This window comes from Streptomyces sp. NPDC059851 (assembly GCF_042732005.1).
In the GTDB taxonomy this organism is placed as follows: Bacteria; Actinomycetota; Actinomycetes; order Streptomycetales; family Streptomycetaceae; genus Streptomyces.
In genome coordinates this window covers 34,511-44,985 of the sequence record NZ_JBHWJJ010000054.1, presented here as the reverse complement: position 1 = coordinate 44,985, position 10,475 = coordinate 34,511, and the positions used below count along the sequence as shown (strand labels likewise).

11 protein-coding genes are annotated in these 10,475 nt (G+C 68.0%); 1 reads left to right on the top strand and 10 read right to left on the bottom strand.

Annotated features, from left to right (window positions below):
- Positions 1-91: 91 nt before the first annotated feature.
- The 9 genes from ACFV7Q_RS20030 to ACFV7Q_RS19990 all read right to left on the bottom strand — a co-directional run bounded on the left by ACFV7Q_RS20030 (position 92) and on the right by ACFV7Q_RS19990 (position 8,487).
- Complete coding sequence (locus ACFV7Q_RS20030) at positions 92-1,519, bottom strand: DUF6177 family protein (protein WP_385430098.1); 1,428 nt, start codon at positions 1,517-1,519, stop codon at positions 92-94.
- Between the two features lie 90 nt (positions 1,520-1,609).
- Entirely contained in the window at positions 1,610-2,545 is a 936-nt protein-coding gene (locus ACFV7Q_RS20025; RefSeq protein WP_385430096.1) for a hypothetical protein, read from the bottom strand.
- 106 nt (positions 2,546-2,651) lie between these two features.
- Complete coding sequence (locus ACFV7Q_RS20020) at positions 2,652-3,263, bottom strand: pentapeptide repeat-containing protein (protein ID WP_385430094.1); 612 nt, start codon at positions 3,261-3,263, stop codon at positions 2,652-2,654.
- A gap of 223 nt (positions 3,264-3,486) precedes the next feature.
- Positions 3,487-3,687, bottom strand: a complete 201-nt coding sequence (locus tag ACFV7Q_RS20015; protein WP_385430093.1) for a hypothetical protein — start codon at positions 3,685-3,687, stop codon at positions 3,487-3,489.
- Positions 3,688-3,715: 28 nt separating this feature from the next.
- Positions 3,716-4,168: a hypothetical protein gene (locus ACFV7Q_RS20010; protein ID WP_385430091.1), complete on the bottom strand. Its 453-nt coding sequence runs from the start codon at positions 4,166-4,168 to the stop codon at positions 3,716-3,718.
- 14 nt (positions 4,169-4,182) lie between these two features.
- The gene (locus ACFV7Q_RS20005; RefSeq protein WP_385430089.1) at positions 4,183-4,518 is read right to left on the bottom strand and encodes a hypothetical protein; all 336 of its coding nucleotides are present in this window, start codon (positions 4,516-4,518) and stop codon (positions 4,183-4,185) included.
- A 558-nt stretch (positions 4,519-5,076) separates the two neighbouring features.
- The gene (locus tag ACFV7Q_RS20000) at positions 5,077-5,724 is read right to left on the bottom strand and encodes a pentapeptide repeat-containing protein (RefSeq protein WP_385430087.1); all 648 of its coding nucleotides are present in this window, start codon (positions 5,722-5,724) and stop codon (positions 5,077-5,079) included.
- Positions 5,705-8,107 (bottom strand): hypothetical protein, encoded by a 2,403-nt coding sequence (locus ACFV7Q_RS19995; RefSeq protein ID WP_385430085.1) that lies wholly within the window; start codon positions 8,105-8,107, stop codon positions 5,705-5,707. Before ACFV7Q_RS19995 ends, ACFV7Q_RS20000 begins: the two co-directional genes overlap by 20 nt.
- Entirely contained in the window at positions 8,104-8,487 is a 384-nt protein-coding gene (locus ACFV7Q_RS19990) for a DUF6507 family protein (protein ID WP_385430083.1), read from the bottom strand. Before ACFV7Q_RS19990 ends, ACFV7Q_RS19995 begins: the two co-directional genes overlap by 4 nt.
- Positions 8,488-8,799: 312 nt before the next feature.
- Here ACFV7Q_RS19990 and ACFV7Q_RS19985 point away from each other — a divergent pair, with 312 nt between their 5' ends.
- Positions 8,800-9,117 (top strand): antibiotic biosynthesis monooxygenase, encoded by a 318-nt coding sequence (locus ACFV7Q_RS19985; RefSeq protein WP_385430081.1) that lies wholly within the window; start codon positions 8,800-8,802, stop codon positions 9,115-9,117.
- A 13-nt stretch (positions 9,118-9,130) separates the two neighbouring features.
- Here ACFV7Q_RS19985 and ACFV7Q_RS19980 read toward each other — a convergent pair whose 3' ends face one another.
- Positions 9,131-10,426 (bottom strand): cytochrome P450, encoded by a 1,296-nt coding sequence (locus ACFV7Q_RS19980; RefSeq protein WP_385430079.1) that lies wholly within the window; start codon positions 10,424-10,426, stop codon positions 9,131-9,133.
- Positions 10,427-10,475: the final 49 nt, after the last annotated feature.

The following is a 10,475-nucleotide window of genomic DNA, read 5'->3' as shown; positions in this document are numbered from 1 at the left end:
GGCTCAAGCCGGGCCCACTCGCCGTTCGTCAGATCTCCACGTCCCACGAGACGTGATCATGAACGAACAAGATCCATTTTCGCAACAGACCCTAGGCGGACGGCAACCCGCGCAGGTGGCGTACGAGCTGCCCGAGGGCGGTCCAGCTCTCGACGGTCTCGCCGTCGCCGACCGGATAGTAGAAGCCCGGCCGGGAGCTGTGGCCCAGCTGCACCGGTCGTCCCTTCAGCGGCGTCTTTCTCGCGGTGTCGAGCCCGGCCTCCCGGACCTCCGCGGGGCCCAGTACGAAGGCGTACGGCAGCGGGGGGTGTTCGAAGCGGGGCGGGGCGCTCAGGTCCCGGCGCGCCTCGCGCAGCTGGCACATCATGGTCTTCAGCCCGTACCGGGTCACCAGCTCGTCGGCGAGCTTCGGCAGGGCCTCCAGGGCCGGCTCCTCCCCGGGGCCGTAGCCCAGGGTGAGGGTGACGTCCTCCTCGACGCCCTCCGGGGTGCGGATCACGCGCAGGGTGGCGACGGCGGGCCGGTCCGAAGTGCCGACGGCCACCGTCCAGGTGGACCGGGGTGCGCGCTCGTACGCCAGGTCGGTCAGCTGGCGCCGCGACCAGGTCAGACCGGCCGGCTCCGACGTCCCCCAGCCGGCCGGCGGGCCGTCGGCCAGCGCCTGCCAGGCGGCTTCGAGCGCGCCGCCGAGGACGAGGTTCTCCGTGGGCCGGTGGAGGGTGCGGAAGGAGACGATGAGCTGACGCTCGCCGGTGGGCGAGACCTCCTCGAAGGCGTCCGCCACCGGGGTCTCGCCGTTCTCGTTGCGGTCCGGGGAGAAGGCGTCGTCCTGCCAGCGCAGCACCGCCCCGGTCAGCCCGTCGTAGTAGCCGCACCGCTCGTCCTGCACCACCCAGCGCGAGGACGTGGACTGCAGCAGCATGCGGGTGGGCAGGGAGAGCCGGCAGTGCGGCGGGGTGACGATCTGCAGGGTCCGGTCGCTCTCCAGGGCGGCCCGCAGCGCCTCGGCGAGCCAGCTCGTCATGGGGACGACCGGCCGGTCCTGGAGGACGACGGCGACCTTGTCGGTGAGCATGTCGACGGCCGGCTGGGCGGCGGCGGGGACCGGGACGGCCGTGACGCCCGAGACGTCGACCGGGCGGGCCGCACCGACGGTGCCGGGAGCGTCCGGCGGCCAGACCCGGCCACCCAGGAGCATGGTCAGACGGGCCGCGAAGGCGCCCGCCAGCTGCTCGGCCTGGGGGACGCCCACGGCGGCACGGGCCTCGACCCACCACGCCGGGCCGTCACCGGACGGCTCGGCGCCGGGCCCCAGCAGCCGGGCCGCCTCCCCCGGCACCTGGAGCATCAGCGGCACCTCGATCGAGACGAGCGGCCGGCCCTCCGCGTCGCAGAGCTGGACCACGGCACCCTCGCCGGTGGTCTCGACCCGTAGGTCCGGTCCGCCCGCGAGCAGGCCCGCCAGGACGCTCAGCGGGTCCGGCATGCGCTCGGTGAGCGCGATCACGTCCTTGGTCATGCAGTGTTGTTCCTTTTGCTCATGTGTGATCGGCTGTCGTCCCGGTGCCGCCGGCCGCGGCGGCGGGCACAGCGGCAGGCGCCGCCCGGATCACCCGGATAGCTCGGTCGCCGTCGCCCCGAGCAACGCCTTGGCGCGGACGAGGAGGTCGCCGTCCGCCAACTCCACCGAGCCCGTTGCGACATCGGTGACGATGCGCCACAGGACCTTGGACCATTCCCCGACGAAATCCTCCGCCCCCACCACCACGTCGCCCCGCTCGGCGAGCAGCGACTCGTGGTTCCCGAGCGTGCTGTGCCACCTCGCCCGGATCCTCAGGTCTCCGCCCTCACGGGTCAGCTTCCATTCGGCGGAGAAGGTGTCCGACCCCCAGAACACCTCGGCACCGGAGAACTCCGGTCGCCGGACCTCTTCCAGCAGGGGCACCAGATCGTCGAGCATCACCGCGATGTTGTAGCGGTACGTCAGCCGGACCGGTACCTGGTTCCACACGAGGACGGCGTCCTCGGATTCGGAGGAGTACATCTCAGCGACCGCATCCGCCAGATCAGCAGCTGAGGCGATCCGACGCGGCCCGATGGGGCAGCGGCCCTCCCGGATCTCGAATTGCGTCTCGCGGAGGTCACGGATTCCGGCCAAGGGATCGCGTCCGTACTCGTCGACGTACTCACGGCGTCGCGAGTCGACCTCGTCGGGATGCGCCAGGGAGCAGTAGTGCCAGAAGTCGACCAGCACCCGGAACGCGTCGTCGAGGGTGAACTCTCCCTGAACGTGCTCGACGTAGTGGTTCTCCACCCTCACGCCTTGCGGGCTGATGGTGGCGGTGTGCGCGTTGCCGTCCAGATCCTCCGGCGCGAAGCCCGGGTCGGCCTTGGCCTCGGTCACCAGGTCGATCGCTTCCAGGATGGACAGCGGCGAGAGCTGGATGTCGGCCGTCACCCACTGTCCCAGGACGCTCAGCTCGGCAGGCCCGGAGAAATCCGGCACCCCGAAGGCGCCCGTGCCGAAGTACTTGGTGCGGGTCACTGCTCTGTTCTCCTTCTCGCCGGCACGACAGTCGTGTACGAGCCGGCTCGCGTGCGTGAGTCCGTTGAGGACGCTGCGGATTCGGGCCGACGGGTCCTTCCAGGCCCTACTTCGGTGGGCGGCGCGGAGGGATGACTCGTACCTGGCCACCTCGCGCGCTGATCCATGACTCGAGTTCCACGCCGGCCAGTTCCCGGGACGATGCGCCACTGAAGACGGTGATTGGCCCGAAGACGGTGCCTGTCAGGCCGCGCACCACCGTGGAGTCGTCGACCGTGACCTTGAAGGTGTTCTGAAACAGGACCGCATCGGTCAGGTCCGCTTCCCTCATGTCGACGTCGAAGAGCGAGGCCCCCATGATCCGTGTTCCTTTGAAGCCCGCTCCGGACGCGTCAACCCCGTGCAGCGATGCCTTCACCATGTCGGCGCCGTCGAGCCGCGCCGAACGGAGCACGGCCCCATCGAGGTTCGCTCTGACGAAGTCGGCGCCGGTCAGATCCGCCCCGGTGAGATCCGCCGACTGCAGGTCGGCCCGGTAGAAGGACGCTCCCGCAAGTCGCACACCCGCCAGGACAGCCTGCGTGAACCACGAGCCCGCGAAGTCGCCGCCCGACAGGTCCGCACCCCGGAAGTCACGCTCCATGCCATTGAGGTTGTATTCCTCCGAGGCGAGCCATTCCTGCAGTTGCCCTGTCGCTTCCGGGTCGGCCGGGAGCACAGTCGGCTTCCAGTTGTTACGTATACCAGATGACACGGTCTCCCCAACCGCGGCTTGCGTCAACGGCCTTGAGACTGTCGATTGCCGCTTGATTTGCGCTCCGAACGTCGGTGATAACTATGCGCCCATGTCTCACCGACGGCCTCGGCCATGTCGACGGCGCGCCGGCACTCCCGAACAGCCGGGGCAACCCGCCTGGATCGCAAAACTCAGCGCCATGTGGTCACCCGGGCGGCATCGGCTGTTCCGGCGCCCCGTTGAACAGGTAGTCGTACATCGCCTGAATGTAGGAGCGGAGAGTCTCCCTGTCGGGAAATTCGATATCGGTCAGCCTCTCGTATTCGGCCGGCCCGAATGACTCGTCCGCCAGAGCCTGGGCAAATCCCGAACGGACCGCTTCGACGAACGACTCGTTGAATCCCATCAGCGTGGGCCTGAGGTATCCGCTCGTATCATAGCCCTCCATCATGTTGAGATACCCCTTGACAAAGCGCTCGAATCGCTCGTCCACTGAACTCCTCTTTTACGGGTGACGGGTTGGCGAACATGGCGTGCAGGGTCAACTTACCATCGTGGATGCGGACCGGAACGATCGATCCATCTTCGAAGTCAACCGGCTTGAACTCGCTGAGGTTGTTGGGGTCGCGATAATAACTGCTGAATCGATCACGAGCTTCTGACCCCAAGATGTCCTCGATGGATGTTTCCTTCGGCATTTCCCCGGTTCGCGCGAACTCGTCGCGGAAATATGCGTCGGCACGCACCATGTCCTCCGCACCTCGTAAGTCGTGCTCGACGCCGAAGAGGCTGTAGCCCTCCCCAGCAAGCCATTCCTCCACCTGACGTGTCGCTTCAGGACCGGCCGGGAACCGGCCGGCTTCCAGCTCACGGGTACCGGATGACATGATCGCGCAACCCTTCACTCGCTCAGCGCTTCGCGGACGTGCTGCCGCACTTCCTCGTCACCGACCGCCATCACGTACTCGCCGAACCGCAAGGCCTCCGGCCCCTTGGCGCGGTGGACGATGGGAATGGCATGGATCAGCGAACGCGAAGAGCATCTGACGTTCAGCACGCTCATGGCCAGCTCCACGGCCAGGCGCCCGTCGACGGTGGACACCCCGGACGCAAGGTCCACCAGCTGAGTGGGCAGGTCGAACCGGCATTTCTGACCTGCCGCCAGGAATCGCACGCCGCGAGCGATGACGTCCTTGATGTCGTCGAGCAGCGCCTGAAGCGTGGCGTTGTCGAACAACTCGCCCAGCTTGTCCTCGAATACTCACTGTCGGCGAGCCGCACCAGTGCACGGGCCGCGTCCAGACGCAGCGCCTCGGTTCCCTTCTCCCGCGCCAGATCCCGCTCGGCGACAGCGTCCGCGAGTTGCGCGAAGGTGCTGTCCACCGAGAACTTCCGGTCGATCGAGAAGTCGTACCAGGGAGTTTTCTGGGATCCGCGGCGGCGAGGATCACAGCTTCGTTCCCGCCGCCTCGCCCCAGGTCGTCAGCACCACGCAGGCCAGGAACCGCTCGATCTCGGGCACGCCGGAATCGTTCATAAGGGCGACGAGCTCGGGGACGCGGTCAGGTGACGCGGACTTTCGAACGCGTCGTAGATCATACCGTCGATGTCATCCGTCGGCTGCCCATCGAAATCCGTACCGAGCAATTCACCGTAGCCGTGCATTGGCTTCTGCTTTCACTGGCTTGCTGCCCCCGAGCTACTCGCCCTCGAAACGAGGACGAGCAGCTCGGTGAACCGGTCACCCGCCGCGGGAGCAGCGGGTTCCGGCGAAGCGAACGGGTTGCGTCGGGGTTTACCTCGGCGGGCGGCGCGGAGGAACCACTTGAACCAGCCCGCCTCGGGCGCTGATCCATGACTCGAGTTCTGCGCCTGCCAGTTCCCAAGACGATTCGCCACTGAAGACGGTGATCGGCCCGAAAACGGTGCCTGTCAGGCCACGCACAACTGTAGAGTCATCGACTTTGATCTCGAAGAAGTTCTCGTAGAGGACGGCATCGGTCAAATCCGCCCCCCTCATATCGGTGTCGAGCAGCGAAGCGCCGAGGATTTTCGTTCCGCGGAAGCTCGCTCCTGACGCGTCGACGTCGCACAGTGAGGCCCGGGACATTTTCGCCCCGTCGAGCCGCGCCGATCGGAGCACCGCCTCGTCCAGGTTAGTCCTGACGAGATCCGCACCGGTCAAATCCGCACCGGTCAGATCCGCCGACTGCAGGTCGGCCCGGTAGAAGGAGGCTCCGACGAGTCGCACACCCGTGAGGACCGCATCGGTGAACCACGCGTTTGAGAAATCCCCGCCCGAGAGGTCGGCGCCGCGGAAGTCGCACCCCATGCCATTGAGGTTGTACTCCTCCGAGGCGAGCCACTCCTGCAGTTGCCCTGTGGCTTCCGGGTCGGCCGGGAGCGCAGTCGGCTCCCAGTTGTTACGGATACCAGATGACACGATCTCCCCAACCGCGGCTTTCAACAACGGCCTTGAGGTTGTCGATTGCCGCTTGATTTGCGTTCCGAACGTCAATGATAACTATGCGCTTATGCTTTTCAATCTGCTTCGCCAGCTGCTTGTTGACCCACGCCTCATTATTGGCCGGGTCGAACGCACCCTTGAACGGCTGGGACTTGTCACGCACATTGTTGAACGGCGGCCAGTCCGAGTGGACACCCTTGATGTCATAGTACTCGCCAGTGGTCGCGGAATAGAACTCGCCCTCATCTGCCAGCTCCGGGCGACGGATGTCCGCCGGGAGGCGCCCCTGCTCCCGCAGGTCTAGGCCGACCCGAGCCTCATCCATCGATTTGTCATCGATCTTGTTCCGGTGGTCCGGGTCGTGCTTCAGGTGGTCGAATTCCTCCGGAGCCCGCTTTTCGACTTCATCGAGGTGGCCCCAGTGCGCCGCCTTTTCCTCCGCCGTCAACGCCGGAAGCGGCTCGTTCGCACGATCACCGGGCGTCGTGCCCGACTCGCCCGGCTTCTCCGCCTGGCTGCCTGCACCGTTGCCGGATCCGTCGTCAGCGGAACGAGCCCCCGACTTGTCGCCGCCCGCGCCGTTGCCGTGCGCCCCATCGCCGCCGTGGGCACTCTCCGAGTGGCCACCGGCACCCGCACCAGGGGTGTCGCCGTAGCCGTCGGTGCCGTGACCGCCGCCACCGGAAGGCGTGTGCGCACTGCCGCCACCACCGCTCGGCGTGTGTGCACCGGATCCACCGCCCGACGGCGTGTGCGCGCCCGAGCCGTTGCCGGTCGGGTGGTCCGCGGCGTGGCCGCCCGTGGTCGGCGTGCTGTGCGTGCCGCCGCCCCCGCCTGATGGGTGGGATCCGCCGGTCGGGTGGGGCGGGGGCGTCGGGTGGCCCGTCGAGTTCTCCACGCGGCTAGGGCCGCCGGCGCCTTCGAGGACCTTCTCCTTGGCCGGTGCGGTCTCGTGTTCCCTGATGTTGGGCAGGTCGTCCTTGTGCGGCTCCCTGACGGGTTCGGTGTCGGGTACGGCGTTGCCGTGCTCGTCCCTGATGACACCGTCGTTGCCGATGACGCGCTTGTTGCCGGCGTGGTCGACGTACTCCCGGCCGGGGGGTGCGGGCGTCTTGTCGCCGGAGCCGGCGGGAGTCGAGGGCGAGTCCCCCGTGTGTCCGGGGGCCGGCGTCGCGTCGGTCGGGTGGGGTGACGTGCCCGTGGGCATGTTGCGGGCCATGTCGTCCACGCCCGCCCGGCTGGCCTTCAGGCTCTCCATCAGGTCGCCGACCTTGAGCTTGGTCAGGCCCGCCGCCTTGCCGAGGTAGCTCATCGGGTCGACGAGCGCGCCCGCCTTGCCCGCTGCGGTCAGGGCTTCCGCGCCCACGCCCAGCTTCCCGGACTTGCCGAGTTTGAGCGCCGTGCCCGAGCCGATGGTCAGGACGTTGAACACCACCGTCCCGAACGCCCGGGAGGGGTCCTTGCCCCACTGGTCCCACGCGACCAGCGACTTGCCGAAGTTACGCAGGGCGGCCTTCTGGCGTTCCCGCTCGCTGTGGTCGGTCGGGCCGAGCGTCTTGTCCATCACCCAGTCGTACGGCGTGATGAGGTAGCCGCTGATGCCACCGAAGACATCGCCGATGCCCGACCAGGTCTTCTTGAAGTTGTCCCAGTCGAAGACGTTGACCATGCTGCCCAGGCCCTTGAGCGTGCCCAGGACACCGTCGACGAAGAAACCTTTCAGCGCACCGCCGACATTGTCCTTCGTCCACTCCCACGCAGCCCGCAGGCCCGTGTACTCACGCTCATCGACGGTCCCCCAGGGCGTCTCCTTCGCGTCCTTGACGTCGCTCTCCTTGAAGCCGTACATGCCGGCCTTGTGCGACCCGTCGTCCACGACGAAGTGCGTACCGCCCACCAAAGCGGTGATCTTGTTGGCCGCGTCGCGCTCGACGCCCTGGAACGCCACCCACGTCGTACCGACCTCACGGACCAGACGGGCATTCTCGTCGATCTTGCCCTGGTCCTGCTGCCAGTCGTCATCGTCCTTGTTGTCCGCGACGAACTTCTCCGCTTCCACGCGGAGTTGCTTCATCTTCTCCACCAGCGGACGCGCGGTCGACGCGAAACTTGTCAGCGCACCACTGACGGACTCCAGCTTCGTGGCGAAGTCATCCGCCTTGTCCCGCACCGGAACCGTCGAGTTGAGCAACTGCTCCTGCTCGGGCGCGTCATAGACCGGGTCCAGCGCCTGGAAGGCGTTGTGGACGTCCCGGCCCGTGCCGCGAATGCTGGAGGCGGTCTTCTTCAGCGACGCAGCATGCGTCTCCAACGTCTCCAGATTGCCGGTGAAGGTCGGTATCTTCCCCAGATCGATCACTTCTTGGGGCCCTTCAGCTCTTCCGCGGTCGGAGCCTTGGAATACTCCCTCTGCTTGTTCGCCGCCATCTCCAGGTCACCCTTGACGTACTCCTCGGTGGCCAGGCGCGCCCCAGTGATCGACTTACCCGTCCGGACGGGAAGGAACTTCAGGTCGTTCTCCGTCTTCTGCTGGAACTCCTGCAACGCCTGGGCCACAGGGCCGAACGCACCCCCCTTGGGCAGCTCCGTCCCGCCCAGCACCATCGTGCCCGCCCATGTGGCGGCGCCCACCAGGCCGTCGCCGTACGACGTGAACTCCTCCTCGAACTTGCTCGCGGCCTCTGCGGTCTTGCTCAGGACCCCGCGCACGCCATCCGGCTTGATGTCCCAGTCGGGCACGACGCTCCCCCGTTCCGTGAATGAATCTTCCCGCCGCCGGCTGCCTCGCCCCAGCGCCGCTCCCTGCCTTGGCAGTCGTCCGTGACACGCCGTCGTCCGTGACACCGTCGGCCGGAAGCCGGGTTCATCCCTACTTCTGCGCAAATGAACGACAAGAGCTTATGTGTGCGCCCCCTCTCCTGACCTGCAACGACCGCCCGCATGGCGCGCGTTGTTACGAATTCACGACAATCGGAAGCCGGTCCCGTGGCGCGGGCGGAGGGCACTCGGAGCCCACTGCGGCGTGCGGCGGGAGGGTGGCACCGCGTCTGCATGCGTGACACCCTGACGACCGTGATCATCAGGGTGAGCGAGGCACGCGTACGTCCTGAGCGTTTCGAGGCGTTCCGCGAAATGATCGTTTCTGCGGTACGCGCGTTTTCCGGCCGATACCCAGGGCTGGTGCAGCACGAGGTGCTGCTCTCGCCGCCTGGTGCGCTGCTGTACGTCAGCCGCTGGCACAGCGAGCAGGATCTGATCGGCTACGCCGGCGAGCACTGGCGTGACCAGCCGGTGGTCCTGCCGGGCGAGGAGGAGTACCTCCTGGCACCGCTTCAGGTACGGCACTTCATGCTGGAACCCCTGAGCTAGCGGGTGTGCCGCGTCAGGTCGGGCGGACGGGCAGGGCTTCGACGCTGTTGCCGATGAAGCTGCGCTGGCGGGGCAGTTCGACCTCCGGGACGGCGAGGTCGAGGTCCGGGAAGCGGGTGAACAGCTGCTCCAGGGCGATCACTGCCTCCAGCCTGGCCAGCGGGGCGCCCACGCAGTAGTGCACGCCGTGCCCGAAGGAGAGGTGGCGGGCGGTGCCCGGGCGGGTGAGGTCGAAGCGGCCGGCGTCCGGGCCGTGGAAGGCCTCGTCGCGGCCCGCCGCGGTGTAGCCGGCGAGGACCGGGGTGCCCTGCGGGATCCGGTGTCCGCCCAGGTCCAGGTCGCGGGTCGGGTAGCGGAACGGGAACCAGCTGACCGGGCCGTCCCAGCGCAGGGTCTCGTCCACCACGTCCGACCAGCTCGCCTTGCCGTCCAGCACCAGCGCGAGCTGGTCCCGGTGGGTGCACAGCGCGCGGACGGCGTTGCTGATCAGGTTGAGGGTGGTTTCGTGGCCGGCGACCAGCATCAGGCGCATGGTGCCGATGAGTTCGGCCTCGCTGAGCCGGTCGCCCTCGCCGTCTCCGTCTCCGTCGCCGTCGCGGGCTGCTATCAGGGCGCTGGTCAGGTCGTCGCCCGGGGCGGCCCGGCGGGCGGCCGCGATGGTGCCCATCAGTTCGATCAGCTCGCGGGCGGCGGCCATCTTCTCGGCGGGGCCGGCGCCGGTGTCGATGATCACCGTGTAGGAGAGGTGGTGCAGCCGTTCGCGGTGCTCGGGATCTACGCCGAGGAGTTCGCAGATCACGCTCATCGGCAGCGGGAGCGCGAAGTGGGTGCGCAGGTCGGCGACGCCGTCCGGGTCGGCGGCGGCCGCCCGGCCGAGGTCGTCCAGGAGGGCGGCGGTCAGCTCCTCGATGCGCGGGCGCAGCCGCTCGACCTGGCGGGCGGTGAAGGCGTTGCCGACGAGGGAGCGCAGTCGGCGGTGGTCGGCCCCGTCGGCGGTGTGCATGCCCTGCGCGTTGGCGAAGACCCGCAGCGGCCAGTCCGCGGGAATGGTGCCGTCGTTCAGTGCGGGGCAGTGCCGGGAGTCCTTGGCCACGTCGGGGTGGGCGAGGAACTCCTTGAGCGCGTCGTGGCCGAGGACGACGGCGCCGGGCACCCCGCCGGGCAGGACCACGTCCGCGACGGGTCCCCGGGCGCGCAGGGAGGCGTTGACGGCGTGCGGGCAACCGCCGGACGGGTCGACGGCGTAGGGGGGTGCGGGCTCGGCCCCCGGTGCGGGGGCGGCGGCGTGGGCTGGGGTGTCGGGTGACAAGCGGGCTCTCCTGACCGTTGGGACGATTCGCGGCCAACAGTGCGTCGCG